At 60.4% G+C, this 26,170-nt stretch carries 30 protein-coding genes; 14 read left to right on the top strand and 16 right to left on the bottom strand.

Translation table 11 applies throughout. The annotated features are described in order from the left end of the window. Window positions 1–6 precede the first annotated feature (6 nt). The gene (locus tag ACR0K9_RS12940) at window positions 7–1,611 is read right to left on the bottom strand and encodes a peptide chain release factor 3 (protein WP_480823749.1); all 1,605 of its coding nucleotides are present in this window, start codon (window positions 1,609–1,611) and stop codon (window positions 7–9) included. A gap of 109 nt (window positions 1,612–1,720) precedes the next feature. On the opposite strand from ACR0K9_RS12940, the gene ACR0K9_RS12935 reads away from it, so the two are divergent. From ACR0K9_RS12935 to ACR0K9_RS12900, 8 genes are all read left to right on the top strand, one after another. Continuing rightward, the gene (locus ACR0K9_RS12935; protein ID WP_480823747.1) at window positions 1,721–2,083 is read left to right on the top strand and encodes a SnoaL-like domain-containing protein; all 363 of its coding nucleotides are present in this window, start codon (window positions 1,721–1,723) and stop codon (window positions 2,081–2,083) included. 73 nt (window positions 2,084–2,156) lie between these two features. Then, on the top strand, window positions 2,157–2,936 hold the full coding sequence (locus ACR0K9_RS12930) for an SDR family oxidoreductase (RefSeq protein ID WP_480823745.1): 780 nt from the start codon (window positions 2,157–2,159) through the stop codon (window positions 2,934–2,936). A 2-nt stretch (window positions 2,937–2,938) separates the two neighbouring features. Further along, window positions 2,939–4,060 carry a hypothetical protein gene (locus ACR0K9_RS12925; protein ID WP_480823743.1) on the top strand — a complete coding sequence of 374 codons (1,122 nt, stop codon included), beginning with the start codon at window positions 2,939–2,941 and terminating at the stop codon, window positions 4,058–4,060. Window positions 4,061–4,177: 117 nt separating this feature from the next. Beyond that, window positions 4,178–5,224 carry a methyltransferase domain-containing protein gene (locus tag ACR0K9_RS12920; protein ID WP_480823741.1) on the top strand — a complete coding sequence of 349 codons (1,047 nt, stop codon included), beginning with the start codon at window positions 4,178–4,180 and terminating at the stop codon, window positions 5,222–5,224. Between the two features lie 123 nt (window positions 5,225–5,347). Beyond that, on the top strand, window positions 5,348–6,391 hold the full coding sequence (locus tag ACR0K9_RS12915; RefSeq protein WP_480532355.1) for an ABC transporter ATP-binding protein: 1,044 nt from the start codon (window positions 5,348–5,350) through the stop codon (window positions 6,389–6,391). 120 nt (window positions 6,392–6,511) lie between these two features. Then, window positions 6,512–7,294: a 5'/3'-nucleotidase SurE gene (surE, locus tag ACR0K9_RS12910; RefSeq protein ID WP_480823739.1), complete on the top strand. Its 783-nt coding sequence runs from the start codon at window positions 6,512–6,514 to the stop codon at window positions 7,292–7,294. Then, window positions 7,291–7,941 carry a protein-L-isoaspartate(D-aspartate) O-methyltransferase gene (locus ACR0K9_RS12905; protein ID WP_480532066.1) on the top strand — a complete coding sequence of 217 codons (651 nt, stop codon included), beginning with the start codon at window positions 7,291–7,293 and terminating at the stop codon, window positions 7,939–7,941. Before surE ends, ACR0K9_RS12905 begins: the two co-directional genes overlap by 4 nt. A 63-nt stretch (window positions 7,942–8,004) precedes the next feature. After that, the gene (locus tag ACR0K9_RS12900; RefSeq protein ID WP_480823737.1) at window positions 8,005–9,162 is read left to right on the top strand and encodes a LysM peptidoglycan-binding domain-containing protein; all 1,158 of its coding nucleotides are present in this window, start codon (window positions 8,005–8,007) and stop codon (window positions 9,160–9,162) included. Between the two features lie 63 nt (window positions 9,163–9,225). Here the strand turns inward: ACR0K9_RS12900 and ACR0K9_RS12895 are convergent, their stop codons facing one another. Continuing rightward, window positions 9,226–9,897 (bottom strand): helix-turn-helix transcriptional regulator, encoded by a 672-nt coding sequence (locus ACR0K9_RS12895; protein WP_480823735.1) that lies wholly within the window; start codon window positions 9,895–9,897, stop codon window positions 9,226–9,228. Between the two features lie 21 nt (window positions 9,898–9,918). After that, complete coding sequence (locus ACR0K9_RS12890; protein ID WP_480823733.1) at window positions 9,919–10,224, bottom strand: hypothetical protein; 306 nt, start codon at window positions 10,222–10,224, stop codon at window positions 9,919–9,921. A 219-nt stretch (window positions 10,225–10,443) separates the two neighbouring features. Between ACR0K9_RS12890 and ACR0K9_RS12885 the strand changes: the two genes are divergently transcribed. The 4 genes from ACR0K9_RS12885 (at window position 10,444) to ACR0K9_RS12870 (ending at window position 12,957) form a co-directional block, all read left to right on the top strand. Then, entirely contained in the window at window positions 10,444–10,659 is a 216-nt protein-coding gene (locus ACR0K9_RS12885) for a twin-arginine translocase TatA/TatE family subunit (RefSeq protein WP_008758019.1), read from the top strand. A 6-nt stretch (window positions 10,660–10,665) separates the two neighbouring features. After that, window positions 10,666–11,124 (top strand): Sec-independent protein translocase protein TatB, encoded by a 459-nt coding sequence (gene tatB, locus ACR0K9_RS12880; protein WP_480532074.1) that lies wholly within the window; start codon window positions 10,666–10,668, stop codon window positions 11,122–11,124. Further along, window positions 11,121–11,999: a twin-arginine translocase subunit TatC gene (tatC, locus tag ACR0K9_RS12875; protein ID WP_480532076.1), complete on the top strand. Its 879-nt coding sequence runs from the start codon at window positions 11,121–11,123 to the stop codon at window positions 11,997–11,999. The genes tatB and tatC overlap by 4 nt, the downstream gene beginning before the upstream one ends. Before the next feature lie 115 nt (window positions 12,000–12,114). Next, window positions 12,115–12,957 carry an ATP-binding protein gene (locus tag ACR0K9_RS12870; RefSeq protein WP_480823731.1) on the top strand — a complete coding sequence of 281 codons (843 nt, stop codon included), beginning with the start codon at window positions 12,115–12,117 and terminating at the stop codon, window positions 12,955–12,957. A 61-nt stretch (window positions 12,958–13,018) separates the two neighbouring features. Here ACR0K9_RS12870 and ACR0K9_RS12865 read toward each other — a convergent pair whose 3' ends face one another. The 8 genes from ACR0K9_RS12865 to ACR0K9_RS12830 form a co-directional block, all read right to left on the bottom strand. Next, a complete protein-coding gene (locus ACR0K9_RS12865) occupies window positions 13,019–13,663 on the bottom strand; it encodes an SDR family NAD(P)-dependent oxidoreductase (RefSeq protein ID WP_480823729.1) in 645 nt (214 codons plus the stop codon). A gap of 43 nt (window positions 13,664–13,706) precedes the next feature. Further along, window positions 13,707–13,955: a hypothetical protein gene (locus tag ACR0K9_RS12860; protein WP_480823727.1), complete on the bottom strand. Its 249-nt coding sequence runs from the start codon at window positions 13,953–13,955 to the stop codon at window positions 13,707–13,709. A 239-nt stretch (window positions 13,956–14,194) separates the two neighbouring features. Further along, window positions 14,195–15,715 (bottom strand): amidophosphoribosyltransferase, encoded by a 1,521-nt coding sequence (purF, locus tag ACR0K9_RS12855; protein ID WP_480532081.1) that lies wholly within the window; start codon window positions 15,713–15,715, stop codon window positions 14,195–14,197. A 16-nt stretch (window positions 15,716–15,731) separates the two neighbouring features. Next, window positions 15,732–15,887, bottom strand: a complete 156-nt coding sequence (locus tag ACR0K9_RS12850) for a hypothetical protein (RefSeq protein WP_480532083.1) — start codon at window positions 15,885–15,887, stop codon at window positions 15,732–15,734. A gap of 473 nt (window positions 15,888–16,360) precedes the next feature. Continuing rightward, on the bottom strand, window positions 16,361–16,933 hold the full coding sequence (locus tag ACR0K9_RS12845; RefSeq protein WP_480532085.1) for a CvpA family protein: 573 nt from the start codon (window positions 16,931–16,933) through the stop codon (window positions 16,361–16,363). Between the two features lie 41 nt (window positions 16,934–16,974). Next, the gene (gene radA, locus ACR0K9_RS12840) at window positions 16,975–18,339 is read right to left on the bottom strand and encodes a DNA repair protein RadA (RefSeq protein ID WP_480823862.1); all 1,365 of its coding nucleotides are present in this window, start codon (window positions 18,337–18,339) and stop codon (window positions 16,975–16,977) included. Window positions 18,340–18,460: 121 nt separating this feature from the next. Next, entirely contained in the window at window positions 18,461–19,237 is a 777-nt protein-coding gene (locus ACR0K9_RS12835) for a DNA repair protein (protein ID WP_480823725.1), read from the bottom strand. A 148-nt stretch (window positions 19,238–19,385) separates the two neighbouring features. Next, on the bottom strand, window positions 19,386–19,838 hold the full coding sequence (locus tag ACR0K9_RS12830) for a paraquat-inducible protein A (protein WP_039970830.1): 453 nt from the start codon (window positions 19,836–19,838) through the stop codon (window positions 19,386–19,388). Between the two features lie 104 nt (window positions 19,839–19,942). Between ACR0K9_RS12830 and ACR0K9_RS12825 the strand changes: the two genes are divergently transcribed. Beyond that, window positions 19,943–20,371, top strand: coding sequence for an acyl-CoA thioesterase (locus ACR0K9_RS12825; RefSeq protein ID WP_480823723.1), 429 nt, complete (start codon window positions 19,943–19,945; stop codon window positions 20,369–20,371). Here ACR0K9_RS12825 and ACR0K9_RS12820 read toward each other — a convergent pair. Genes ACR0K9_RS12820 through alr form a run of 3 tightly spaced genes read right to left on the bottom strand, consistent with a single transcriptional unit; the run spans window position 20,368 to window position 22,924 of the window. Continuing rightward, a complete protein-coding gene (locus tag ACR0K9_RS12820; RefSeq protein WP_480823721.1) occupies window positions 20,368–21,114 on the bottom strand; it encodes an ABC transporter ATP-binding protein in 747 nt (248 codons plus the stop codon). The genes ACR0K9_RS12825 and ACR0K9_RS12820 overlap by 4 nt on opposite strands. Further along, on the bottom strand, window positions 21,111–21,893 hold the full coding sequence (locus ACR0K9_RS12815) for an MlaE family ABC transporter permease (protein WP_480823719.1): 783 nt from the start codon (window positions 21,891–21,893) through the stop codon (window positions 21,111–21,113). Before ACR0K9_RS12815 ends, ACR0K9_RS12820 begins: the two co-directional genes overlap by 4 nt. Further along, window positions 21,890–22,924: an alanine racemase gene (gene alr / locus ACR0K9_RS12810; protein WP_480823717.1), complete on the bottom strand. Its 1,035-nt coding sequence runs from the start codon at window positions 22,922–22,924 to the stop codon at window positions 21,890–21,892. The genes ACR0K9_RS12815 and alr overlap by 4 nt, the downstream gene beginning before the upstream one ends. A gap of 300 nt (window positions 22,925–23,224) precedes the next feature. Here alr and ACR0K9_RS12805 point away from each other — a divergent pair, with 300 nt between their 5' ends. Continuing rightward, a complete protein-coding gene (locus ACR0K9_RS12805) occupies window positions 23,225–23,770 on the top strand; it encodes a GNAT family N-acetyltransferase (protein ID WP_480823715.1) in 546 nt (181 codons plus the stop codon). A 3-nt stretch (window positions 23,771–23,773) separates the two neighbouring features. Here the strand turns inward: ACR0K9_RS12805 and ACR0K9_RS12800 are convergent, their stop codons facing one another. Further along, window positions 23,774–25,264, bottom strand: a complete 1,491-nt coding sequence (locus ACR0K9_RS12800; protein ID WP_480532102.1) for a replicative DNA helicase — start codon at window positions 25,262–25,264, stop codon at window positions 23,774–23,776. A gap of 224 nt (window positions 25,265–25,488) precedes the next feature. Continuing rightward, window positions 25,489–26,169 (bottom strand): orotate phosphoribosyltransferase, encoded by a 681-nt coding sequence (locus tag ACR0K9_RS12795; RefSeq protein ID WP_480532104.1) that lies wholly within the window; start codon window positions 26,167–26,169, stop codon window positions 25,489–25,491. Between the last annotated feature and the right edge of the window lies 1 nt (window position 26,170).

Here is a 26,170-nt window from a genome sequence, read left to right as displayed (position 1 = left end):
TGCCGATCAGACCATCATTTCTTTGGTCGCGGTCAGGTTCAGCGCCGGATAATCCCGCACAACCCGGTCGATATCCCATTGCAGCCGCGTCAGATAGACGATGTCGCCATCATGGTCATGCGCGATGTGCTGCTTGTTGGCGTTGACGAATTTCTCGACCTCGGCTTTGTCGCCGCTGACCCAGCGGGCCGAGGTGAACTGCGACGCCTCGAACCGCACCGGCAAGCCGTATTCCATCTCAATCCGGCTGGCGAGCACCTCGAATTGCAGCGCGCCGACGACGCCGACGATAAAGCCCGAGCCGATGGAGGGTTTGAATACTTTCGCCGCGCCTTCTTCGGCAAACTGCATCAGCGCCTTTTCCAGATGCTTGGCTTTCAGCGGATCACCTGCGCGAACCGTTTGCAGCAGTTCCGGCGCGAAGGAGGGGATACCGGTCACGCGCAGCGCCTCGCCCTCGGTCAGCGTGTCGCCGATACGCAACTGGCCGTGGTTGGGGATGCCGATGATGTCGCCCGCCCAGGCCTCTTCGGCAAGTTCGCGGTCAGAGGCAAGGAACAGGACGGGGTTCGAGATTGCCATCGGCTTTTTCGACCGCACATGCGTCAGCTTCATACCGCGTTTGAAATGGCCCGAGGCCATGCGCACAAAGGCCACCCGGTCGCGGTGCTTAGGGTCCATGTTGGCCTGCACCTTGAAGACAAAGCCTGCGACTTTCTTTTCATCCGGCGCGATCTGACGCGGTTGTGCCGATTGCACCTGCGGCTGCGGGCCATAAGCGCCGATGCCTTCCATCAGTTCCTTAACACCGAACGAGTTGATCGCTGAGCCGAACCAGATCGGGGTCATGTGCCCTTCAAGCACCGCCTGAGGGTCGAGCGCCGGGAGTAGCTCGCGTGCCATCTCGACCTCTTCCAGCAGTTTCTCGAGCAGATGTTCAGGCACATGCTCGGCCAGCTTGGGGTCGTCCAGACCGTCGATCTGGATGCTTTCGGCCACCTTGTTGCGGTCAGCGCGGTCCATCAGTTCCAGCCGGTCGCGCAGCATGTCATAGCAGCCGATGAAATCGCGACCCACGCCAATCGGCCACGCGGCGGGGGTTACGTCGATGGCCAGCATTTCCTGAATTTCGTCGATGATCTCGAACGTATCGCGGCTTTCGCGGTCCATCTTGTTACAGAAGGTCAGGATAGGCAGATCGCGCAGGCGGCAGACCTCGAACAGTTTCTGCGTCTGACTTTCCACGCCTTTCGCGCCGTCAATTACCATCACTGCCGCGTCCACGGCAGTCAGCGTGCGATAGGTATCTTCGGAGAAATCCGAGTGGCCGGGCGTGTCCACCAGATTGAACCGGAAGTTCCCATAGTCGAACGACATCGCCGAGGCCGAGACTGAGATGCCCCGATCTTTCTCCATCTGCATGAAGTCCGACCGCGTACGCCGCGCCTCGCCCTTGGCGCGCACCTGACCGGCCATCTGAATGGCACCGCCGTACAGCAGGAATTTCTCTGTCAGCGTCGTCTTGCCCGCATCCGGGTGCGAGATGATGGCGAATGTCCGGCGACGAGCGATCTCGGGCGGCAGGGAGGGTTGGTTCGAGGTATCAAGCATAGAGGCGCGTATAGGCGGGGAATCCTGCCGAGGCAAGACAAAGGGACTGGTTCGAATCGGTCCGCTATGGCAATAAGAACATATAGTGAACAAAATGTGGAGTGGACCAATGAATTTGAAAGAAATCGCAGACGAACTGGTTGCCGGATGTCGAGAGAACCGGGCCAAGGAGAACCTTGAAAAACTCTATGCGCCGGATGCCGTTTCGGTCGAGGGCCAAGATTTTGCCGGTATGGGGCGCGAGACGCACGGGGTTGAGGCCATCCGGGGCAAGCATGACTGGTGGGAAAGCGCGCATGAAGTATCGGGGGCGTCGGTCAGCGGACCGTACCCGCATGGCGAAGATCGCTTTGCCGTGATCTTTGAAGTGCAGGGAAAGGTGAAAGAAACCGGCGAAAGCTTTGATATGAAAGAGGTCGGTGTCTATCACGTGGCCGACGGCAAGATCGTTCGGGAAGAGTTCTTCTACTGATCAAACATCCGTTTCTGGTCTTCCCTGTCTTGCCGATGCTAGACAGGCAGAAATGACGGACAGGGAGGACCCGATGGATTTGGGAATACGCGGAAAACGGGCGCTGGTCTGCGCCAGCAGCAAGGGCTTGGGTCTGGGCTGCGCCGAAGCGCTGGCCGCGGCGGGCGTTGATCTGGTGATGAACGCCCGCGGAACTGAAGCGCTTGAGGCCGAAGCCACACGGCTGCGGGCCGAACATGGCGTCGATGTGCAGACAGTTGCGTGCGACGTGACCTCGGTCGAGGGTCAGGAGCAGGTGATTAACGCCGCGCAGGGTGTTGATATCCTTGTGACAAATGCGGGCGGTCCACCTCCGGGTATGTGGTTGGACTGGGAGCGGGACGATTTCATCAAGGCGCTGGATGCCAATATGCTGACGCCGATTGCGTTCATGAAGGCATTGCTGCCGGGAATGATGGATAAGGGCTGGGGTCGAGTGGTGAACATCACCTCGCAATCCGTGCGCGCGCCGATTGCCGTATTGGGTCTGTCGAACGCGGCGCGGACCGGGTTGACCGGCTATGTCGCGGGCACTGCGCGACAGGTTGCGCCAAGCGGGGTGACGATCAACAATCTGTTGCCGGGTATCCATGCCACCGACCGGGCAGATGCGCTGGATGGTGGGGTCTCCGCACAGAAAGGCATTACTCTTGATGAGGCGCGGGCTGAACGTGCGGCCACTATACCTGTGCGCCGCTATGGCCAGCGGCAGGAATTCGGGGCCACCTGCGCGTTTTTGTGCTCGCAACATGCCGGGTTCATCGTCGGGCAGAACATCCTGCTGGATGGCGGCGCCACCAATCTGACGATGTAAGCATGGCGCAGGGGTATTCACTGAAAGATCAGCTGTTCAACGCGGAAAAGACACGCTATCTCAGCGGGTTGTTTTCACAAGTTGAACCGAGCTTCGATGCCCCTGCATTCGAATCGCAGGTGATGTCGCGCCTGCCTGAACTGGAATTGAAAGAGCGGATGGCCTGGATCGCAGATTGCCTGCAACAGGCGGTTCCAGGCGCGCTGCCGCAGGTGGCGCCGGTGATCCTGCGCGCGCTGCCGCCGCCGCTTGACCCGGACAGAACGGACGACGATTTCGGTGATTTCATCTTTGCGCCCCTTGGCGACTGGGTGGTCTCGGTCGGGCTGGATCATCCCGATCTGGCGCTGGATGTGCTGGAGGAGCTGACCCAGAGGTTTTCGATGGAATGGGCGATCCGCCCGTTTCTGAACCGTCACCCGGATCGGGTGATGGAGCGGATGCAGGACTGGTGCGGGCATTCCAGCTATCACGTGCGCAGGCTGGTCAGCGAAGGCACGCGGCCAAGGCTGCCTTGGGGGGAGGCGGTGGGTCTGGCTCTGACTGACTCGCTGCCGCTGTTGGATCGGCTGCACAGCGACCTGACGCGCTATGTTACGCGCTCGGTGGCCAATCACCTTAATGACATCACCAAGAAATCACCCGACCTCGTTCTGGATCGCCTGCAGGATTGGGACAAATCGGGGGCACAAAAGCCCAAGGAACTGACGTGGATGACGTCTCATGCGTTGCGGGGGCTGGTCAAAGCCGGGCATCCCGAGGCGATGAAAGTGCTGGGGTTTGATCCCGAGGCGCGGATGGATGTCCAGATCACGCTGGACGGTGCGGCCCGTATCGGTGAGGCGCTGGAATTCACGGTTGAGATTATCGGGAACAGGGACCAACCTGTGTTGGTTGATTATATCATTCATTTCCAAAGGCCTGGCGGCACAACTTCGGCCAAAGTGCATAAGCTGAAGCAGACCAAAATCGGTGCGGACGCCCTGCGATTGAGCAAGCGTCACAAACTGAAGGCCAACGCGACAACCTTCACGCTGATCCCCGGTGCGCACAGGCTTGAAGTTCAGGTCAACGGCCGTATTCGCGCCGGTGTTGATTTCGATCTGCTGGGCGAATCCAGCTAGATTTCGCTCCGGACACAAACGCTCTCTCACGGTTTCGTCAGAACAGGGGGTGGCGGATTGCGCCGCACTGCGGGTTGCACTAGCTGCAATCGAAACAGTCGCGGAAGGAAAGCTCGGATGAAGCATGAAGCTGTGCAGAATTACTATGGTGAGGTCCTGCAGGGCAGCGCCGATCTTCAGACCAATGCCTGCTGTACGCCGGATGACATGCCGGATCATGTGAAGAAGATTCTGTCGAAAATTCATGATGATGTGCTGACACGTTACTATGGCTGCGGGTTGATCGCGCCGCTGGATCTTGAAGGCATGTCGATCCTGGATCTGGGCTGTGGTGCGGGCCGTGACGTCTATGCCTTGTCCGCAATGGTGGGGGAAACGGGCCGCGTGGTGGGGGTGGATATGACGCCCGAGCAGTTGGACGTTGCCCGTGCGCATCAGGATTATCACGCCAAGGCCTTTGGCCATGCAGCCAGCAATGTGGAATTCCACCACGGTTATATCGAAAAGCTGGATGAGCTGGACCTTGAGCCGGGTTCGTTCGATATCATCGTCTCGAACTGCGTGATCAATCTGGCCACCGACAAAGCTGCGGTTCTGCGCGGTGCGCATCGGCTGCTGAAAGAAGGCGGCGAGATGTATTTCTCGGACGTCTATGCCGACCGTCGCGTGCCAAAGGCGATGGCCGAGGATGAGGTGCTGTATGGCGAATGCCTGTCCGGCGCGCTGTATTGGAATGACTTCCTGTCGATGTCGCGCGATGCCGGGTTTGGCGACCCGCGCCGGGTTACGCACCGTCCGCTGACCATCGAGAATCCGCTGCTGGAACAACGTGTTGCACCGCTGAGCTTCATCTCGGCCACTTATCGTTTGTTCAAGCTTCCGGCGCTGGAACCGGCCTGTGAGGATTATGGTCAGGCGGTGATCTACAAGGGGACCATCCCGCATGCACCGCATGAATTTGCGCTGGACGATCACCACTTCATTGAAACCGGCAAGGTCTTTCCTGTCTGCGGCAATACATGGATGATGCTGCAGGACACCCGGTTTGCCCGGCATTTCCAGTTCATCGGTGATTTCTCGACCCATTACGGCATCTTCGAAGGCTGCGGCGGCGACAGCCCGTTTGTGATTCAGGGCGAAGCAGCCTCTACCGGGTGCTGCTGATCACTTGCGCCTGAGGGGCGGGGTTGTTATCCCCGCCTAAGCCCGATGGATTTGATCGGGATAAGGCTACGGGGTCCATCGGTGACAGTGAATACAGCTCCTCCGCGACTGGAGATCCGCAATATGGTGGCGCGCTTTGGCGGGCGGACCGTTGTGGACGATGTCTCGCTGACCGTGCAGGCGGGGCAGGTGACCTGCCTTCTGGGGCCGTCGGGTTGCGGCAAGTCGACAACGCTGCGGATGATCGCAGGGGTCGAGATGCAGACCTCGGGTGAGATTTTCGTGGATGGCAAGCTGATCTGCGACACGGTGTTCCGGGTGCCACCCGAGCGGCGCGAGATTGGCTTGATGTTTCAGGACTTTGCTCTGTTTCCGCATCTGAGCGTTGCCGACAATGTGGGCTTTGGCCTGAAGGGCAGCAAGGACGAGAAACGCGTCCGGGTTGAAGAACTGCTGACCAAGGTCGATCTGATGCGCTTCATCGACGGCTTCCCCCATCAGCTGTCGGGCGGTGAGCAGCAGCGGGTGGCCCTGGCGCGGGCCCTGGCGCCGCGTCCGCGCATCATGCTGATGGACGAGCCGTTCTCGGGCCTCGACAACCGTCTGCGCGATGGCATTCGGGATGAGACGCTGGCGATCCTCAAGGAAGAAGATGCCGCCGTGCTGCTGGTTACGCATGAGCCGGAAGAGGCGATGCGGATGGCCGATGAAATCGCGCTGATGCGGCGCGGCAAGATCGTGCAACAGGGTGCGCCCTATAACGTCTATACCCGTCCCGCAGACAAGGCGGCGGTGGCATTTTTCAGCGATATCAACGTATTGCAGTCCGAGGTTAACGGAGCACTGGCGCAAACGCCCTTTGGCCGGTTTCTGGCGCCGGGCGTGCCGGATGGCACCGCAGTTGAGATCGTGTTCCGGCCCCAGCACGTGAAGTTGGATTTCGACCGCAACGGCAAAGGCCCGGTGCCAACGCCCACCGATGGCGTCGCCGCGCGGGGCGTGGTCGAACGGGCGCGGTTTCTGGGCAATGAAAGCCTTGTCGAGTTTCGCATGGATCATGACGGATCGATCCTCAAGGCGACAGTTCCGAATGTCTTTGTGCCGAAAGAGGGCCGGGTCATGTGGCTGACCATTCGCCGCGACAGGTGCTTTGTATTCCCGACCTGAGGCCTTTGGACAACGATTTCCCCTCAAGTGGTGCTGGAATGCCGCAGATTGAGCACGCCCGTCGCTTGCCGCAGCCCGAGGGCGGGTCTATCAAGGGCGAAACGCAGGGGTGGAACGGGCATGCGCATTCTTCTGACCAACGATGACGGCATCAACGCGCCGGGCCTGATCGTGCTGGAGGCGATTGCCGCAGAACTGGCCGGACCGGACGGAGAGGTCTGGATCGTGGCCCCGGCCTTTGAGCAATCGGGCGTCGGGCATTGCATCAGCTACACCCATCCGATGATGCTTGCCAAACTGGATGAGCGCCGGTTCGCGGCCGAGGGCTCTCCGGCGGATTGCGTGTTGGCGGGGCTTCATGATGTGATGAAAGACACGCCTCCCGATCTGGTGTTGTCGGGGGTGAATCGGGGCAACAACTCGGCCGAGAACACCCTGTATTCCGGAACCATCGGCGGGGCGATGGAGGCCGCGTTGCAAGGCGTTCCCGCCATCGCGCTGTCGCAGTATTTTGGGCCACGCAACCTGGGTCTGGATGATCCGTTTGAAAGCGCGGGGCGCTTTGGTGCCGATTTGGTGCGTCGCATTCTTGAGGCCACGCCAAAAGAGCAGGGCGATTACCGGCTGTTTTACAATGTAAACTTCCCGCCGGTTCCGGCGGATGAGGTTCTGGGCACCCGTGTCGCCCCGCAGGGCTTTCGCCGCGACACCCATTTTTCGGTCGAACCGCACAGCTCGCCCTCGGGTCGTCGGTTCCTGTGGATCAAGGGCGGGTATCAGCACAATCCAACCGCACCGGGCACCGATGCGGCGGTGAATCTGGGCGGGTATATCTCGGTCACGCCGATGCGGGCCGACTTGACGGCGCATGACACGCTTGAGGCGTTGAAGGTCATCGAATGACGGGACCAAGCGCGGAAACCATCATGCAGTTCCTGTTTGCCCTGCGTTCGCGCGGGGTGACGGATGCGCGCGTGCTGGCGGCGATGGAGCAGGTGGACCGGGGGCAGTTCGTCAAGGGCCTGTTTGCCGAGCGCGCCTATGAGGATACGCCGCTGCCGATTGCCTGCGGGCAGACGATCAGCCAGCCTTCGGTCGTGGGGCTGATGACGCAGGCGTTGAAGGTAAGCCCTCGGGATACGGTTCTGGAGGTGGGGACCGGGTCGGGTTATCAGGCGGCCATCCTGTCCAAGCTGGCGCGCCGCGTCTACACGGTCGAGCGGCACAAGCGGTTGGTGCGCGAAACCGGGCAGCTGTTCCGTGAGCTTGGCCTGACCAACGTGACCGCGATGTTGTCGGACGGATCGTTTGGCCTGTCCGAGCAGGCGCCGTTTGACCGTATCATTGTAACCGCAGCCGCCGAGGACCCGCCCGGGCCGCTCTTGGCGCAGTTGAAAATCGGCGGTATCATGGTGTTGCCGGTGGGACAGTCGGATGCGGTTCAGACCCTGATCAGGGTGACCCGCACCGAAACCGGACTGGACTATGACGAACTCTTGCCCGTTCGTTTCGTACCCCTGCTGGAGGGGCTGGGAAAAGACGGAGTTTAAAGGTATATTCAGAATTATGCGCTGGAACCCCGAATAACAGGGGCAGGTGTTGAGGACAGTAAAATGAGAGCAGTTTCTAAATCAGCAATGCGTCGCTGTGCGACGGGTGTGGCTGCCCTGGCTATTCTGGCCGGGTGCGAGGGGCCATATGACTATGACCTGCGCGGCAATGTCGGCGGGTTTTCGACCGCCGATGCGGCGCTGGCCGCGACCACCAATCGGCCCACGCCGGATGCGCGTGGTGTGATCAGCTATCCCAACTATCAGGTTGCCGTTGCGCGCCGGGGCGACACGGTGGGCGATGTCGCCAGCCGCATTGGCATGCCGGTCACTGAACTGGCCCGGTTCAACGGGTTGCAACCCAATGACTCGCTGCGTGAGGGTGAGGTTCTGGCCCTGCCGCGCTCGGTCGGTGGTTCCAGCAATGTCGATATTGCCTCGATCGCCGGAACCGCGATTGACGAAGCGCCGCAGTCGGATACGGTTCAGACCACAGCTCTGAACCCGGCGTCGGCCGCACCGGCACCTGCGCCTGCCGGACCCGAGCCGATCCGGCACAAGGTCAAGCGTGGCGAGACTGCGTATACCATCGCGCGTCTCTATCAGGTGTCGGTGGAATCGCTGGCCGAATGGAACGGGCTGGGATCTGATTTCGCAGTGCGTGAAGATCAGTACCTGCTGATCCCGGTCAAGGATCAGTCCGCACCGCGCGCCGCTGCTCCGGCGGCAACGGCGACGGCTGTAACACAGCCGGGTCAGGGCTCTCCGACGCCGACACCGCCAAGTGCGACGCAACCCTTGCCGGATGAAAAGATTGCTGCAGCCACGCCAGCGCCGGACGTCACTGCCGAGGCGCCCACGAATTCGGGATCGTCGGCTTTGGCTGCACCGGTCGGCGGGACGATCATCCGAACCTATGACAAGGGCAAGAACGAGGGCATTGATATCGCAGCCTCCCCGGGAACCACAGTGCAAGCCGCCGAGGCCGGGACGGTGGCCGCTATCACCGCAGACGCGGATCAGGTGCCGATCATTGTGGTCAAGCACAACAATGACCTGCTGACGGTCTATGCCAATGTCGACAACATCACCGTCAAGAAGGGTGATCGGGTCCGGCGGGGGCAGAAGATCGCCGCCCTGCGCGGGGGTGACAATGCCTATGTGCATTTTGAGGTGCGTCAGGGCTTTGAGTCGGTCGATCCCGAGCCCTATCTGAAGTGACCGAAATGGCCCGTTCCGGGCCATGCCTCCGGCGGGGATATTTTTGGCCAGATGAAGGGCGGATCACCCGTGAGGGTCGTAGTCGCTGAGTCGTTTGCCGGGTTCGTCGGTGAAAAGCTCGGGCAGGGCTGTGACGGATTCGATCAGGTCGATGCGGAAGACGCGGAAGCCGTTGCGCAGCTCGCACCATGCGGTGAGGGTCCAGACGCGGCCCCAATATTCCATGTGTAGCGGGCGGATGGTGCGGTCGGTCAGGGTGCCGTCGATGCGGCGATAGCTAAGGTGCAGTTTCTGGCGTGATTTGATCGCGGCGCGGATCGGGGCCATATGGGCCAGCCCGCGCGCGGCATCGGCAAAGGGGTAGACGGCGAATTTCCAGCTATCTGCCTCGGCGATGACCTGAGTTGGCAGGACGGCGTCGATCTTTTCGGCCAGCGACTCGGCGGCGGATTTGAGGTCGGGGTCGGCGGCTTCGGCCACGATGGCCATGCCGAGGTTCAGCGCCTCAAGCTCAGCCGGTGTCAGGTTCAGCGGGGGCAGGGTGATCTGCTCGCGCACCATGTAGCCCACGCCGCGTTCGCCCTCGACCGGGACGCCCGAGGCAACCAGCGTATCCATATCGCGATAGATCGTGCGGACCGACACTTCGAGCCGGTCCGCGATATCCTGCGCGCGGTGCAGTTTGCCGTCGCGCAGGATCTGGATGATGTCGAACAGGCGGTCAGTGCGGCGCATCTGACACTGCCTTGCCCGGTCTTAGGCTGTCATGTTCCATAGCACATTCTCATGGCGCATCTGGACGCTGTCTGGGTCGATCACCGCCATCATGGCGGCTGCGCAATCCTGCTGCATGAAGGCAGCCGCAGCGTCCTGTGCGGATTTCATGTCTGTCCAGACGACATAATCGGTCCAGCGACCGTCATCGCCCTGGCTCAGTTGTCGGTGGGCAAAGCCGGGGGCGGCGCGGACGAAAGCCTCGGACGCCTGGCTGAGTTTCACATACTCCTCAGGCGTGGTGCCGTCGGTGAGGGTAAAGGTGACGATTTCTGCGACATGGGTCATGTGGTTCTCCGTTGACCTGGTTTCGATATCGTCTTTCTAGGGCTTTCCAACTGACATAAACCTGTCAGTAGGAAATAGCCAGCCCGCAAAAAATGCGCGATCTGTTCAAATTTGCGCGTAGATCGGGGCCGGCGCACTTTTGCTGCCGCGCGTGCAGGCGTAGACACGGGGCCAGATCATATTTCCGGCGCACTGCGCTGACGTAGAAGGAGACAAGACATGCTCAACAATATCGGCCTTCCCGGCCTGCTGCTGATCGCCGTTGTGGTTCTGGTGCTGTTTGGCCGCGGCAAGATCAGCTCGTTGATGGGTGAAGTGGGCAAAGGCATCACCGCGTTCAAGAAAGGCGTCAAGGACGGCTCGGAGGAACTGGAACAGGACGCGTCCGAGCTGGCCAAAGACGTCACCCCCGAGACCGACAAAGACAAGGTCTGAGCCTAGATGTTTGATCTGGGCTGGACCGAGCTTCTGGTCATCGGCATCGTCGCGTTGATCGTGGTGGGGCCGAAGGACCTGCCTGTGCTGTTTCGCAATGTCGGACGGTTCGTCGGCAAGGCGCGCGGCATGGCGCGCGAGTTCAGCACCGCGATGAACGAGGCGGCGGATGAGGCTGGCGTCAACGAGATCAAGAAGGGCCTGAAGGCAGCAACCAACCCCGTGGGCAGCGCGATGGACGGCATCAACGAGGCCGCGCGCGATGTGGCCAAGTCCCTCGATCCGACCAAGTTCGACCCTGACAGTGAAACGGGCAAGCTGGCTGCTGAGCGGGCCGAACAAGCCAAGAAGATTCAGGCCACAACGGCCCGCGCGGCTGCGGAGCGCAAAGCCAAAGAGGCTGCAGATGCGCTGGCCAAGGCGGAAGAGGCCGAAGCCGCGTTGAAAACCGAAAGCAAGACATGACCAAGACCGACGAGATCGAGGACAGCTCGGCCCCATTGATCGAGCATCTGGCCGAGCTGCGCACACGGCTGATCCACTGCGTTGTGGCGTTCCTGATCGGCATGATCATCTGTTTCACCGTGGCCACGCCGCTGTTCAACTTCCTCACGCAGCCTTTGTGCGAGGTGTTGACCGAGCGTGGGCAGGATTGCGGACTGATCTTCATCTCGCCGCAGGAAGGGTTCTTTGTCGCCATCAAGGTGTCGCTGCTGGGCGGGTTCATTCTGGCCTTTCCCTATATCGGGATGCAGATGTGGCGCTTTGTGGCGCCGGGCCTGTACAAATCGGAAAAAAACGCGTTTTTGCCGTTCATGCTGGCCTCGCCCTTCATGTTCCTGCTGGGCGCAAGCTTTGCGTTTTATGTCGTCACGCCACTTGCCTATGATTTCTTCCTTGGGTTCCAACAGTTCGGCGCCGAAGGAGAGGCTGTCGCCGAAGGCGCCACCGCCCCGCTGAGTGTGGTGTTCCAGGGCTCGGCGCAGGAATATCTGAACCTGACCATCAAGTTCATCGTGGCCTTTGGCCTCTGCTTTCAACTGCCGGTCTTGCTGACCCTGATGGGCAAGGCGGGTTTGGTCAGTGCCGAAGGTCTGGGCGCGGTGCGCAAATACGCGGTGGTTGGCATTCTGGTATTGGCCGCCATCGTGACACCGCCGGATGTGATCACTCAGATCATCCTGTTCGTGGTGGTCTACGGTCTCTATGAGATTTCGATCTTCCTGGTCGCCCGGGTTGAGAAGAAACGCGAAGAACAGCTGCGCGCCGATGGCTATTATGACGATGAAGAGGCCGAAGCGGATGCGGACATGATGCAGGATTACGAAGAGACCAAGTAATCTGAGCAAGCAACGGAAAAGGCGCGCCCGGTTTCGGCGCGCCTTTTTCATGTGCGGCCCTTGTTGTGCCGAACGGAACATGGTTGAACGCCGCAGGACCACCCCGGAGGAGCCGATGGACGACCAAGCCCTGAACCGTATCGCCGACGCGCTGGAGCGCATCGCGCCCGCACCGCTGGCCGCGCCCGATTTCAACGCCGCGCCGGCCTTCGTCTGGCATGTGGAACCCGACCGGCTTGAACCCGTCACGCAGGTCAACCGGGTCGATCTGGATTTGCTGGTGGGGATCAACCGATCCCGCGACACGCTGTTGGACAACACACGCCGCTTTGCCGCTGGTTACAAGGCCAACAACGCGCTTTTGTGGGGCGCGCGCGGTATGGGGAAATCCAGCCTTGTCAAAGCCGTCCATGGCACCCTGCAGGCCGAACACCCGGACCTGAAACTGGTGGAACTGCAGCGCGAGGATATGGCTTCGGTCGCGCGCCTGCTGAACCACCTGAGGTCAGCGCCGCACCGGTTCATCCTGTTCTGCGATGACCTGTCGTTCAGCCATGATGACCAGCACTATAAATCTCTCAAGGCGGTGCTGGATGGTGGTATCGAAGGCCGCCCGGAAAACGTGGTGTTCTACGCCACCTCGAACCGGCGCCATCTGATGCCGCGCGACATGATCGAAAACGAACGCTCCAGCGCAATCAACCCGTCCGAGGCGGTCGAGGAAAAGGTTTCACTCTCCGACCGGTTTGGCCTGTGGCTCGGCTTCCACCCCTGCGATCAGGATGAATATCTGGCGATGATCGACCGCTACTGCGCCGCTCACGGCGTCAAGGTCGATCCGGAAACCCTGCGCGCCGAAGCCATCGAATGGCAGGCCACGCGCGGCTCACGCTCGGGCCGCGTCGCGTGGCAATTCTTCGTCGATCTCGCCGGGCGCAACGGCGTTCATATCGCGTAATCCGCTCGCTTCATCTGGCCAAAATATCCCCGCCGGAGGCATGGCCCGTCAGGGCCATCCGCTACAGCTGTGCCAGTATTCGCGCCGCTTCATCTGCAGGGCTGGTCAGTGCATCCCGATCCTCGCCGGGGTGGAACCGGGCGCGAACGGCTGTGGGCATCGGCGCAGGCTCGACAATCGACACGCGCGGCCCCGTCCGTTCGGTCTCGGCCGCCCAACTGCGCGCCAGTGCCATCTGTGCCGCTTTGGTGGCGCCGTAGATGCCATAGAACTTCTCGCCCGCCTTGGGGTCATCGAAGAATACCGCATGACCGGCATCCCCCAGCAAGGGCGTCACATACGGGATCAGCAGTGAGGTGGCTGTAGCGTTGATGTTGACAGCCTTTGCCCATTCCTTGGGGTCGACAAAATGCGCGGGCGTCAGGGCCGAGGTGTGGATGGCGGTATGCAACCACAGATCAACCTTGCCCCAGCGGTCGTGAATGCCCCGGCACAGTGTTGCCATCGCATTCGGGTCAGCAATGTCCATCGGCGCCAATGTGGCCGAGCCGCCCTTGGCCTGAATGCGGTCGTCCAGTTCTTCCAGCCCGCCTGTGGTGCGGGCAACGGCGACGATGTGGTATTCTGGGGCCAGCGCTTCGGCCAATGCCGCGCCCAACCCGCGTGAGGCCCCGGTGACGAGGGCGATTTTGCTCTGATCGGTCATGAGGGAGGGTTTGAACCCGTGCGCGCAAAGCGTCAAGTCAGGATCAGCCGCCGGGAATGCCGATCCGCTGGTTCTGGCCGCTTTGTCGCAGCACGATGCCCTGTTCATCAATGGCCAGCACATGGCCTGAACCCACGCGGCTGCCGGGTTTCACCTTTTTCACCCGTCCCGAGGACATCCGGACCAGCGCCTGCAGCTCGGCCTTGGGGCCAAAAACCCCCAGCACCGAAACCGAATTTCTTTTGAGCGCACCCACCTGCGTGGCTGCGCTTTTGACCGTTGTGTTTGGCATGATCTGCGGTCGGGTCTGGTGCCCGAACCCCGTGTTGTGAGTGGTTTGAAGCGTTCGGGTATCACGGCATGTAGGCGACCTGAAGAGACACGCAAGAGTGCTGCGACGGCTTAAGTTTCCACCTGTGCAAGTCACTGCCCGATCAGAAAAAACAGTAGGCGGATTCTGACCGATTGGCGCGGCTGACCAATGGCGGGGCCAGCCACGTCAATGCATCCCGAATCGATTGTCGGAAACGTTCAGCCCGAGGCCAGCTTCGCCGCGTTCCACGAACTGCCGACGACCTGCATATCCTCGCGCTTTTTGCTGACCCGGCTGCTGTTCTCCAGGCTGTCCAGATACTCCTGATCGACGCCGGTAATGTAATTGCCATCAAAGCAGGAACAGTCAAACGCCTCGATCTCGGGGTTGCCCTCCTTGGCCGCCCAGATCAGATCGTCAAGCCGCTGATAGAACAGGGCATCTGCACCCAGTTCCTTGCGGATTTCTTCGATCTCTTTGCCATGGGCAATCAGTTCATGCCGGGTGGGCATGTCGATGCCATAGACATTGGGATACTTCACCGGTGGCGATGCACTGGCGATATAGACCTTTTTCGCACCGGCCTCGCGGCACATCTGCACGATTTTCTTGATGGTGTTGCCGCGCACGATCGAATCGTCGATCAGCAGCACGTTATGGCCGTCGAATTCCAGAGGAACGGCGTTCAGCTTGCGACGGACGGATTTCTGCCGCTCGGCCTGACCGGGCATGATGAAGGTGCGCCCGACATAGCGGTTCTTTACCAGACCTTCACGATAGGGGATGCCGGTGATCTTGGCCGCTTCTAGCGCCACAGGCCGGGCGCTGTCGGGGACCGGGATGATCCGGTCGATCTGAAGTCCCGAATCCTCAATCTGTTTTGCCAGCGTCTGTCCCATGCGCATCTGGGTTTTGTAGACCGACACGCCATCCAGCAGCGAATCCGGACGGGCGAGATAAACATATTCGAAGATACACGGCGTCAGCTTGCCTTCGACGGCCTGGAATTCATGCATGTTACCGTCAAGGTCGATCAGTATCGCCTCGCCAGGGTTGAGATCGCGCAGCTTGTCGAAGCCGTTGATGCCAAAGGCCACGTCCTCGGAGGCAAAGGCATAATCGTCACCTTCGCCTTGCGCTGCACGTTTGGCAACCGACAGCGGGCGAATGCCATAGGGGTCGCGGAAGGCCAGCATGCCGACACCGGCGACCAGACAGATCACCGAATAGGCGCCCTGAATACGTTCCATGGTCATCTTGACGCCCGCGAACAGGTTGCGGATCGGATCGGCATTGCCGTTCACCTTGATCGCGTCGGCCACCTTGTCGGCCAGCACGTTCAGCAGGACCTCGGAGTCGGAGGTGGTGCGCAGGTGGCGGCTGTATTTCGCGGTGACCTTTTCGCGCTGCTCTTCGGTGTTGGTGATGTTGCCGTTATGGACCAGATAGATGCCATAAGGGGCGTTCACGAAGAAGGGCTGCGCCTCGGCCGCGCTGAGCGATCCTGCGGTGGGATAGCGGACATGGCCCATGCCGACCTTGCCCAGAAGGGTTTCGGCGTCATTGGCGTTGAACACATCCTTGACCAAACCATTGGCCTTTTTCTCGCGGAAGAATTCGCCGTTATAGGTGACGATCCCCGAGGCATCCTGACCTCGGTGCTGCAGCATCAGCAACCCGTCATAGATTTCCGCAAAGACATCATGTGTCCGACTTGCGATCCCCAAAATCCCACACATAAACGGGCTCCAATTTCTATGACTTGTTCAGGCTGACGGTCAGGTCGGGGCGGCTGCGGCTGGGTATCTGAACGGGATTATGCGGGCCAGAAGGGCGCAAAGCGGGCACAGCCGCAACGGCGGCCTGTGCGAAAGAAAGCAGATACAGCAAGATCGGCAGCTCCGATTCCATCTTGGTTCGGCCTCCACATACTGCCAAACGATGCGTGTGTCATCAAAGGATCACATCTGCGATTTGCCGCAGGTGGGATTTCACCGCACCGTGAGTTTCAGGTGACAATTGCGCAGACCTATGCTGTCATATGTCGACACACGCCCTTGCAGGCAGTTCGGAAGCATCGGGTAGAAGACAGCTATGTGGCAACACAAGCAGAACAGGTCAAAACAAGAACCGGTTAAGCGGCGGTGCCATCGCTGCCGCGGGGCAGGGCGCGCGCCCTGCGAGATCTGCAAGGGCACCGGTGAAGTGATCAAAAGCCGCGATCAGTTTGGTAAGCCCATTCCCAGCCGCTGCGATGGCTGTTTCGGGCTGAAATCCATCCGCTGTACTATTTGCGGGGGCGAAGGGTTCCTCTGATTCCGGTGTGCCAGACATGAAAAAGCCCGGTCGGGGCCGGGCTTTCATCAGGGTCTGATTGGCTGATTTCAACCTTCCGAAGAACCGTCCGCGGTGCAGCTGGCGACCAGCTGTTCGTACTGGGCAGTGACCCAGCCCAGAGCGGCCTCGGGGTTTTGTTCTTCGATCTTGCCGCTGAACTGTTCGAACACTTTGGCCGAGCGGCTTTCGTCAACCATCGTGTAGGACTGACCGGTCATCACGGTGTCGTAGACAAAAAACGCAATCGCCACCAACAGGATGCCGCGGGCGATGCCGAAGAAGAAGCCAAGCGCCTGATCAAGACCGCCAATCGCCGAGCGTTGCACCAGCGATGAAAACAGCGGGGTGAAAATGCTGACCACGATCAGCGCAATGGCGAAAACCGCCGCAAAGCCGGTGATGACCGACAATTCGCAACTGTCGCGCAGGAACTCTCCGACCACCGGGACCTCTTTGACCAGCGGTACGGCTTGTGGCGCAAAGATGAATGCCAGCACAGCGGCGGCGACCCAGCCCGCGATGGCCAGAACCTCGCGCATGAAACCGCGCGAATAGGCCAGCAAGCCCGACAGCACGATGATCAGGGCCACAACCCCGTCAATTATTGTAAAACCTTCCATGGCCCTCGCCTGTTCGTTTTTCTGCCCCTCGGGGCGCGACCTTAACCTGCTCCGAAGGTTTCGCCAACAAACCCCACCAAATCAGAGGATCGGGTGAGTGTCAGACCTGCCACAGTGCCGGTTTTGCCACCTGCCGGAGCAATTGCCGCCGTGAAACCAAGTTTTTGCGCCTCTTTCAACCTGTTTTCGGTCTGCGGGGCCGGTCTAAGTGCCCCGGACAGCGAGATTTCTCCGAAAACCACGGTATCTGCGGGCAGGGCTGTGTCTTCGCGGGCGCTCAGCAGCGCGGCGGCAACGGCCAGATCGGCGGCGGGTTCGCTGACTTTCAGACCGCCGGCGACGTTCAGATAGACATCGAGCCCGGCAAAGGGGATGCCGCAGCGCGCCTCGAGTACCGCGAGGATCATCGCCAGCCTGCCGCTGTCCCAGCCCACCACGGTGCGGCGGGGCTGCGAATGGGGCGATGGGGCTACAAGTGCCTGCAATTCCACCAGAACGGGCCGCGTGCCTTCGATTCCTGCGAACACGGCCGAACCGGGGCTGGGCGTGCCACGTTCCGACAGGAACAGTGCCGAGGGGTTGGTGACCTGCGCCAGGCCCTTGCCGGTCATCTCAAACACGCCGATCTCATCTGCCGGGCCAAAGCGGTTCTTGACCGCGCGCAGGATACGGAACTGGTGGCCGCGCTCGCCTTCGAAATAGAGCACGGTGTCGACCATGTGTTCGACCACCCGGGGGCCTGCGATCTGGCCTTCCTTGGTGACGTGGCCGACCATGATGATCGACACGCCGTGGCGTTTGGCAAATGTCGTCAGCTCATGCGCGGCGGCGCGGACCTGACTGACCGAGCCCGGTGCGCTGTCGACATTGTCGGCCCACATGGTCTGAATCGAGTCGATGATTGCGAGGCCGGGCTTTTCGGCTTCCAGCGTGGTGAGGATGTCGCGCAGGTTGGTCTCGGCGGCCAGTTGCACCGGGGATTCTTCCAGACCCAACCGGCGCGCGCGCATTCTGACCTGCGCGCTGGCTTCTTCGCCTGAGACGTAGATGGTTTTTACGCCCTTGCGTGCAAAACGCGCAGCGGCCTGTAGCAGTAGAGTGGATTTGCCGATTCCGGGATCTCCGCCGACCAGCAGGGCCGAGGCGGGGACGAGGCCGCCGCCGAGAACGCGGTCAAGCTCTTCGACGCCGCAGAGCGTGCGTGGAGGGGGTGTTTCTTCGGTCGACAGGTCAGTGAGCGCGATCGACTGGCCGCGTTTGCCGCCAAGCGATTTCTTGGCGGGCCCAGCCGAGAGGGGTGCTTCCTGAATGATGGTATTCCATTCGCCGCAGCCATCGCAGCGGCCCGACCATCTTGTATGTGAGGCACCGCAGGCGGAGCAGGTGAAGGATGGTGTCTTTGCCATGCCGCCCTTGGTGCCCGAGGAAGGGCGGTTCTTCAAGCCCTCGCGGGCTTTCCTCTCCGCCGAGGGCGCACCGCGTCCTCAGGCCCTGTGGGCCATCGTCCGCGGCGGGCGCTGAAAGCGCCTATTCGGCTGCCCGAGGGGGTGTCATGGCCACCACGCTGGCGGGTGTTTTGTCGTCCGAGGGGGATTGCAACTGCGCCGAAAGCTCGGGGAGAAGGTCGAACAGTTCATCCCTGAGGCGCGCGAGTTGCGATTTTGCGATGGATTCCTCGATCTCGATGTCGCGGGTCCATTGGCGCAGCTCGTGCTGGATGGTCTGGGCGTCTTCGATGCGGTGCTGGAATTGCTCGATCTCTTCCTGACGCTGCCGCAGGAAGGCGCGGGCGCGTTCGACCTTGGCGTCCCCGTAGGTCTCGGCCAGTTCCTGGCTTATCTGGCTCATCTGAGCAGCCAGTTCCAGCACCTGCGGCTCGAGCCCCTGCAGATCGGGGTGATCGCGCAGGAAGGCCATGCGTTCTTTCACCGCGTCGAATTCCGAGGACAGCGCAAAGGCACCGCTGCGGTCGGCGGCATGGGCGAGCTGATACGCCCCGGCCACGTCCTGCATGTTCAGCGAGAAGTTTCGGTGGGTTCGTTCCAGCGCCATCATGCGGGCGCTGGAGGGCAGGTAAAAGGCCAGCATCAGGATCAGCACGGTAAGGCCGATCTGGACATAAAGACCGGCATCAATGGTGGCACCACCGCTGAGGCCAGCCTGAAGCGAAAGCCAGGGCAGGATGCCGAAGGCAGATAGAACAGTTGTTGTGACCGCGAATAATGCTGCGGCGCAGATCAGGAAGAACGTCAGTTTCAACAGGGCATTCTGAAATTGCAAAGTCAGGCTATGGAGGGCGGCCATGATCGTCGATCTCCTTCTTCAACCGATGTGAAACCGGGCCGAAGCGGACGACAATCAAGCACGATCTGGTCCGCTCAGGACCCGTGAACTACAAACACGTTGCTGCTCGAAATATCATAAAGATACTCAGAAATGCGTTTTCAATCAATTAGGTCTGAGGTTTTCGTGATCCAAATGTCATCTCTGTAATATGACCTAAGGTCAACGAAGCAAGGATGCAGCCGGTGAACAGGTAGAGGCCCCATGCGGTTTCGATGGTGGCGTATGAGATGCCCTTGGCCAGCGTGATGTAGAGCGCGATGAGGAAGATATCGGCCATCGCCAGCTTGCCGAGGATGTTGAGCGCGGGCTGGACGCGCGGGTCGAGCAGGTTCCATTGGACCAGCGCGGTGCCGATGGTTTTGATGTAGGGCGCGAAGAGGGCGAAGACGGTAACGATCAGCGCGAGGAAGATGTCGGATTTCCACAAGGACTGGAGCCCGGTGATGACGCTGATTTCGCTAAGGCCGAAAATCGGCAACAGCCCCGCGCGCATCAGCGGGGCGAACCACGCAATGGGGTAGAGGATCAGGAGTGAGAGAGTGGCGAGGCGGAGGGTCATATGTACTTATTAGGTGTTCCGCCGCCTATCGGGCGACGCGTTTCAGTTATGTGTTAGCTTAATTCAAGAATTCAAACTCGTTTTTGTCAGTGGGGAGACGTCAGATGCCAGCTTTTGTGGCTTTCAAGTCAATTGTTGATCCTTCGGATTGCGATTTTCTGGGGCATATGAATGTCTCGCGGTACTTTGCGGCTTGCTCAGATTCGGTATTTGCTATCCAATCGGAGATGGGATTGAACGCAGACGATATGCGTTCGGGACGGAAGCTATCATTTGCGGTGGTACATGCGGAGAGTAGTTTCCTCGCGGAACTTCGAGCGGGGGAGGCTATTCAGATGGAGAGTGAGGTACTCGAGATAGGCGGGAAGTCGGTCACCTTCCGACACAGATTGCTGCGCTCTGCCGACAGAAAAACTGTATTCTCAACAGTGTTCAAATGCGTCTTGTTAAGTCTCGAATCTCGAAAAGCCGAATTGCTTCCAGATGAGGTTGTCGCAAGCGCGAAAAACTGGCTAGTGAGTGAGAAAGATTAGCGCACTGCCTCAATCGGACCCTCAGCACTGCCACTGATGAACTGCTCCACATAAGGATCGCCCGAGGCGTCCATCTGGCCGACCGGGCCGGTCCACTGGATCACGCCTCCGTGCAGCATGGCGACGTTGTCGGCAATCGCGCGGACCGAGCTCATGTCGTGGGTGATGGTCATCGCGGTGGCGCCCATCTCGGTCACGATCTCGCGGATCAGGTCGTTGATGACGCCGGACATGATTGGGTCGAGCCCTGTAGTGGGTTCGTCAAAAAAGATGATCTCGGGCTCGGCGGCGATGGCGCGGGCGAGGCCGACGCGTTTTTGCATGCCGCCCGACAGCTCGGCTGGGAACCGGTCCGCGACGTTGGATTTCAGGCCCACACGGCGCAGTTTCTCGATGGCGATTTCGCGGGCTTCATCCGCCGGGCGTTTCAGCGACCCGCGCAGCAGGCGGAAGGCGACGTTTTGCCAGACGGGCAGCGAGTCGAACAGCGCTGCGCCCTGAAACAGCATCCCGAAGCGGGCCAGAAACGCGTCGCGGTCGCCTTTGGTGGCGTCCTTGCCATCGACATAGATCATGCCGCTGTCGGGTTTGATCAGGCCGAGGATACATTTCAGCGCCACCGATTTGCCCGTCCCCGAACCGCCGATGATGACCATCGACGTGCCCTTGGGGATCTCAAGGTTCATGCCTTGCAGGACGCGGTTGTCGTCAAAGGCTTTTGTTACGTTCTCCATCCGGATCATAGCGAGAAGAACACCCCTGTGAGTACGAAATTGGCGGCGAGGATCAGCACGGCGGCGGCCTCGACCGAGCCTTTTGTGGCGCGGCCCACGCCCTGCGCGCCGCGGCCCGAGGACATGCCATAATAGCAGCCCATGATGGCTGCGATCACGCCGAAAGCAGCGCCTTTGACCAGTGATGAGACGATGTCGCGGGTTTCAAGGAAGTCCACCGTGTTTTTCAGATAGGCCGCCGGGTTGAAGCCCAGATTTTGCGTGGCCACGGTGTAACCCCCTGCGATGCCAATGATATCTCCGACCCCGACCAGCGCCGGGACGGTGATCAGGGCGGCCAGCACGCGCGGGGCGGTGAGGTATTTCATCGGGTGCGTGGACAAAGTGACCAAAGCGTCGATCTGCTCGGTCACTTTCATCGTTGCGATCTCGGCAGCGATCGAGGAGGTCACGCGGGCGGCGATCATCAGGCCGACCAGCACCGGGCCAAGCTCTCGCACCATGCCAATGGCGACGATCTGAGGCACCACGGCCTCGGCGTTGAAACGCGCGCCGCCTGCGTAGATCTGCAGCGCCAGCGCACCGCCGGTGAAGATGGCGGTCAGGCCGACCACCGGCAGCGACAGCCAGCCGATGTTCAGCAGGGCGATCCCGAACTCGCGCGGGTAAAACGGCGGGCGGAAAATATGCGAAATCGCGTCGAGCGCAAACAGCGCGACGCGGCCAAACGCGGCCAGCACGGTCAGGATGGCGCGTCCCAGCTCACCCAGCAATGAGACGGGGTTCATTCCACGTAGCCTCGGGAATAGCGGCTGCCGAGAGAGGTCAGAATCTCATAGCCGATGGTTCCGGCGGCTTCGGCCAGATCATCGACGGTTTGGTGCCCGTTCAGAATACGCAGGCGATCGGGTTTGTATGGCAAATCGGTTACATCCACGGTGATCAGGTCCATCGAGATACGTCCTACCACCGGGCAGGGCTGATCACCAGCGAATGTATCGATGCCGCCGCCGATGGCACGATGCAGCCCATCGGCATAGCCCGCCGCGACGGTTGCGATCCTGGACGGACGGCGCGCGGTCCAGGTGCCGCCATAGCCCACGGTCTCACCCACCGCGACGTCGCGGACCTGAATTACCGGCAGATCGACAGCGACCACCGGCTTTGCCCCGGCAAAGGGCATCCCGCCATACAGGCCAATGCCCGGGCGGCAGAAGTCGAAGTGATATTCGGAACCCAGCAAAATACCCCCGGTCGCGGCCAGCGAGCGGGGCACCTCGACGCCATCTGTCATCTGCTTGAACGTCTCAAGCTGTTGGCGATTCATCGGATGGTCGGGCTCGTCCGCGCAGGCCAGATGGGACATCACAACCAGCGGATCACGCTTTAACGCGTCGTGTCGCAGTTCCGCCCAATCCGCGGGTTCCAGTCCGAGGCGGTTCATGCCGCTGTCCAGCTGGATGCCGAACTTGTGATCCGGCAAGGCCTCGAGATGGCGTTTGAACTGTTCGGGCGAGTTGATCAGCGGCGTCAGCTTGTGGTCGCGCAGCAGATCGGCATCGCCTTCCATATGGCCTGAAAAGACGGCAACCATCGGGCCGGGGCCAACCGCCTCGCGGACGATGGCGCCTTCCTCGGCTGCGGCCACAAAGAATTTGCGCACACCTTCTTCGGCCAAAGCCCATGCAACCGGTTCCGCCCCCAGCCCGTATGCGTCGGCTTTTACCACGGCGCCGGTTTCGACGTCAGTTTTGGCATTAAGCGCCTGCCAGTTCTGTGCCAGCGCGTGTAGATTGATCGTTAGATGTGCAGTACTCATGATCCCGTTCAAAACATTGCCCGAACCAAGGTCAAGAGGGAATGGTGACCAGCAACAGGCTTTGACGTCTCAGATTGAGTTTGATGCGTCGTAGGGCCAATAAATCCAAGGATTTGCGCGGTTTGGATCAAACTCAGGCCCTGAGCGTGATTGTACTCACATCGGTGTTAAAACATCCCCCAAGCACCAATCGTTCATGTTTTTCGTGCAGGCAGAGCGATATGCTTATTTGATGGTTGCTATGCTGCGAAGGCCAGAGGCACTCTGTGGTCGGGGATTAAGGCGATCAGGGGCATGTCGATGGCTATCCAATTTATGTCAGGTTTCAACCATCGTGAGCCCGGGATCGGGGCGCTTTTCACTGATGTCTTCACAGCCTCAGAAGGGGCGGATGAAGGCAAACAGATCGGCGCGTTTGTGCGCGATCTGATGGCAACTACGGCCGAAGAGGATCTTAATGTGTTTTCAGCCGTCGAAGATGGCGTTCTGCTTGGGTGCATCTTCCTGTCCCGTATGTGGTTCACGCAGGATGCACGGCAGGTGTTCATTCTGTCTCCGGTCGCGGTCAGCACAGACCATCAGAAGGCCGGAATTGGGCAGGCTCTGATCCGTCATGGACTGGATCAGCTGCGCGCGGCGGGGGTGGATGTGGTCTTTACCTACGGAGACCCGACCTATTACGGCAAAACGGGTTTCCTGCCGATTTCAGAGGCGGTTGCGCAGGCGCCCTTGAAGCTGAGCTATCCGCACGGTTGGCTGGCGCAGTCTCTGTCCGGCGACCGGATGCACCCCTTGAAGGGCGCGTCGCGCTGTGTTGCGGCGTTGAACCGGCCCGAGCTTTGGTAGGCGTCAGTATCCTTCGATCTCGCCGCCCTGTTGCCAGGGTTTGACCAGATTGCCGAAGCGGGTGAACTGGGCCTCGAAGGACAGCTCGACCGTGCCGATGGGGCCGTGGCGTTGCTTGCCGACGATGACCTCGGCCTTGCCGTGCAGGCGTTCCATGGCCTGCTTCCACTCTTCCATCTTTTCCAGCTCGTGATCGCCGGGCTTTTCGCGTTCCTTATAGTATTCCTCGCGGAACACGAACATCACCACGTCTGCGTCCTGTTCGATCGAGCCTGATTCCCGCAGGTCGGACAGTTGCGGGCGCTTGTCGTCGCGGTTTTCGACCTGACGCGATAGCTGTGACAGGGCGATGACCGGGATATTGAGTTCCTTGGCGATGGCTTTCATGCCCATCGAAATTTCGGCAATCTCGTTGACGCGGTTGTCGGCCATACCGCGGCAGAGCTGCAGATAGTCAATGACCAGCAGGTCCAGACCATGCGTCCGCTTCAACCGCCGCGCGCGGGCGGCAAGCTGCGAAATGGGCAGGGCGGGGGTGTCGTCGATGAACAGCGGGCAGGCTTCCAGTTCCTTGGCCGCGTCCACGAAACGGCGGAACTCGGCCTCGGTCATGTCGCCTTGACGGATCTTGTGAGACGAAATCTCGGAGGCTTCGGCAAGAACCCGGCCCGCCAACTGTTCGGCGCTCATTTCGAGCGAGAAGAAGCCGACAACACCACCGTCAACCGCGCCTTCGCTGCCATCGGGTTTCAACCCGCGCTTGTAGGCCTTGGCCACGTTGAACGCCACGTTGGTCGCCAGCGAGGTTTTCCCCATCGACGGACGACCGGCCAGAATGATCAGGTCGGACGGGTGCAACCCGCCCAACTGCTTGTCGAGATCGGCCAGACCGGTGGAAATCCCCGCCATGCCGCCACCGCGCTGGTACGCCTCGTTGGTGACGTTGACGGCTTCTGTGACCGCCTTGAGGAAGGATTGAAAGCCTTGCTCGGTCTGGCCCTGCTCGGAAAGCTGATAGAGCTGTTGCTCGGCCTCGACGATTTGTTCCTTGGGCTCGCTACTGACATCGACCCGCGCCGCCTTGTCCGAGATATCCCGACCCAGCCGGATCAACTCGCGCCGGATGGCGAGGTCATAGATCATCTGGGCGTAGTCATGCACCGCAAAGGCGCTGATCGACGCGCCGGCCAGTTTGACCAGATAGGCCGGGCCGCCCAGTTCCTTAAGCCCCTCATCCTCGGCCATGAAGGATTTCAGCGTCACGGGCGAGGCCAGCGCATTCTTGGCGATGCGGGTGGCCGCGACCTCGTAGATGCGTGAGTGGACAGGGTCGTAGAAATGCTCGGCCCCGATGATCGAGGCGACCCGGTCATAGAGGTCGTTATTGGTCAGGATCGCACCCAGAAGCTGCTGTTCGGCCTCGATGGAGTGCGGCATGGTTTCGGCATTCTGAATCTGTGCCGCTGCCTGCTCGATACTGCTGATCTCGTTCATCTTGTCCCCGCTGCCCACGGCGCTTTCTACACGCAATTCCGGCGTGTCGGCTATCTGGAAATCCCTGTGGCTAACTATGGATAAAGCCTTGGGATAACTTTCCGGATAGTTTGGATACCTGCGTATGCCTGGCCTATTATGTATGAACTCGGTAAAAAGTCACCAGATATCGTGGTCTGCGACCCGATTCTTTAAGACTTATCCCCAATTCATCCACAAGAGATTTACGTGGATTTGTTCGCTTCCTGCCAGCCGCGCGGGTCGTTCAGGAAAGCCTCGACACCGTTAAGGGTCTCTTCATCAAACGCTTTCTGCGCTTTGGCTTCGGCCAGAACATCCCACCATGTGCAGAGCGAATGCAGCTTCACCCCATGATCACCCAGCGTTTTCTCGGTCTCTGGGAAAATACCGTAATAGAAAATCACCGCAGTATGCCCACAAGTGGCACCGGTTTCGCGGATCGCGTCGACGAAAGACAGTTTCGAGCCGCCATCGGTGGTCAGATCCTCGACCAGCAGCACGCGTTCCCCTTCGCTCATCGCGCCTTCGATGCGGGCGTTGCGGCCATAGCCTTTGGGTTTCTTGCGCACGTAGGTCATCGGCAGCGCCATGCGCTCGGCGACCATTGCGGCGAAGGGAATGCCTGCGGTCTCACCACCGGCGATGTTGTCGAACGCCTCGAATCCGGCATCACGCATCACGGTGACGGTCAGGAAATCCATCAGGGTCGAGCGGATGCGCGGGTATGAGATCAGCTTGCGGCAGTCGATATAGGTTGGGCTGGGCAGGCCGGATGCCAGCGTGAACGGTTCGCGCGAATTGAAATGTACCGCCTTGATCTCCAGCAGCATCCGCGCGGTCAGGCGGGCGATTTCGGTGCTGTCGGGGAAGGAACTGGGGATCATG

This window comes from Ruegeria sp. L12 (genome assembly GCF_056531745.1).
This window is presented reverse-complemented; position numbering and strand designations above follow the sequence as displayed.

Coding starts and splice junctions, on each gene's coding strand:
- surE (WP_480823739.1), top strand. CDS start 6,512: ATGCGCATTCTTCTGACCAACGATGACGGCATCAACGCGCCGGGCCTG.
- ACR0K9_RS12925 (WP_480823743.1), top strand. CDS start 2,939: ATGGCGCAGGGGTATTCACTGAAAGATCAGCTGTTCAACGCGGAAAAG.
- tatC (WP_480532076.1), top strand. CDS start 11,121: ATGACCAAGACCGACGAGATCGAGGACAGCTCGGCCCCATTGATCGAG.
- ACR0K9_RS12835 (WP_480823725.1), bottom strand. CDS start 19,237: ATGGCCGCCCTCCATAGCCTGACTTTGCAATTTCAGAATGCCCTGTTG.
- tatB (WP_480532074.1), top strand. CDS start 10,666: ATGTTTGATCTGGGCTGGACCGAGCTTCTGGTCATCGGCATCGTCGCG.
- ACR0K9_RS12850 (WP_480532083.1), bottom strand. CDS start 15,887: ATGGAATCGGAGCTGCCGATCTTGCTGTATCTGCTTTCTTTCGCACAG.
- ACR0K9_RS12940 (WP_480823749.1), bottom strand. CDS start 1,611: ATGCTTGATACCTCGAACCAACCCTCCCTGCCGCCCGAGATCGCTCGT.
- ACR0K9_RS12915 (WP_480532355.1), top strand. CDS start 5,348: ATGGTGGCGCGCTTTGGCGGGCGGACCGTTGTGGACGATGTCTCGCTG.
- ACR0K9_RS12920 (WP_480823741.1), top strand. CDS start 4,178: ATGAAGCATGAAGCTGTGCAGAATTACTATGGTGAGGTCCTGCAGGGC.
- ACR0K9_RS12820 (WP_480823721.1), bottom strand. CDS start 21,114: ATGATCCGGATGGAGAACGTAACAAAAGCCTTTGACGACAACCGCGTC.
- ACR0K9_RS12860 (WP_480823727.1), bottom strand. CDS start 13,955: ATGCCAAACACAACGGTCAAAAGCGCAGCCACGCAGGTGGGTGCGCTC.
- ACR0K9_RS12845 (WP_480532085.1), bottom strand. CDS start 16,933: ATGGAAGGTTTTACAATAATTGACGGGGTTGTGGCCCTGATCATCGTG.
- ACR0K9_RS12930 (WP_480823745.1), top strand. CDS start 2,157: ATGGATTTGGGAATACGCGGAAAACGGGCGCTGGTCTGCGCCAGCAGC.
- ACR0K9_RS12795 (WP_480532104.1), bottom strand. CDS start 26,169: ATGATCCCCAGTTCCTTCCCCGACAGCACCGAAATCGCCCGCCTGACC.
- ACR0K9_RS12885 (WP_008758019.1), top strand. CDS start 10,444: ATGCTCAACAATATCGGCCTTCCCGGCCTGCTGCTGATCGCCGTTGTG.
- ACR0K9_RS12830 (WP_039970830.1), bottom strand. CDS start 19,838: ATGACCCTCCGCCTCGCCACTCTCTCACTCCTGATCCTCTACCCCATT.
- ACR0K9_RS12935 (WP_480823747.1), top strand. CDS start 1,721: ATGAATTTGAAAGAAATCGCAGACGAACTGGTTGCCGGATGTCGAGAG.
- ACR0K9_RS12890 (WP_480823733.1), bottom strand. CDS start 10,224: ATGACCCATGTCGCAGAAATCGTCACCTTTACCCTCACCGACGGCACC.
- alr (WP_480823717.1), bottom strand. CDS start 22,924: ATGAGTACTGCACATCTAACGATCAATCTACACGCGCTGGCACAGAAC.
- ACR0K9_RS12865 (WP_480823729.1), bottom strand. CDS start 13,663: ATGACCGATCAGAGCAAAATCGCCCTCGTCACCGGGGCCTCACGCGGG.
- ACR0K9_RS12800 (WP_480532102.1), bottom strand. CDS start 25,264: ATGAACGAGATCAGCAGTATCGAGCAGGCAGCGGCACAGATTCAGAAT.
- radA (WP_480823862.1), bottom strand. CDS start 18,339: ATGGCAAAGACACCATCCTTCACCTGCTCCGCCTGCGGTGCCTCACAT.
- ACR0K9_RS12905 (WP_480532066.1), top strand. CDS start 7,291: ATGACGGGACCAAGCGCGGAAACCATCATGCAGTTCCTGTTTGCCCTG.
- ACR0K9_RS12825 (WP_480823723.1), top strand. CDS start 19,943: ATGCCAGCTTTTGTGGCTTTCAAGTCAATTGTTGATCCTTCGGATTGC.
- ACR0K9_RS12870 (WP_480823731.1), top strand. CDS start 12,115: ATGGACGACCAAGCCCTGAACCGTATCGCCGACGCGCTGGAGCGCATC.
- ACR0K9_RS12815 (WP_480823719.1), bottom strand. CDS start 21,893: ATGAACCCCGTCTCATTGCTGGGTGAGCTGGGACGCGCCATCCTGACC.
- ACR0K9_RS12900 (WP_480823737.1), top strand. CDS start 8,005: ATGAGAGCAGTTTCTAAATCAGCAATGCGTCGCTGTGCGACGGGTGTG.
- ACR0K9_RS12805 (WP_480823715.1), top strand. CDS start 23,225: ATGGCTATCCAATTTATGTCAGGTTTCAACCATCGTGAGCCCGGGATC.
- ACR0K9_RS12895 (WP_480823735.1), bottom strand. CDS start 9,897: ATGCGCCGCACTGACCGCCTGTTCGACATCATCCAGATCCTGCGCGAC.
- purF (WP_480532081.1), bottom strand. CDS start 15,715: ATGTGTGGGATTTTGGGGATCGCAAGTCGGACACATGATGTCTTTGCG.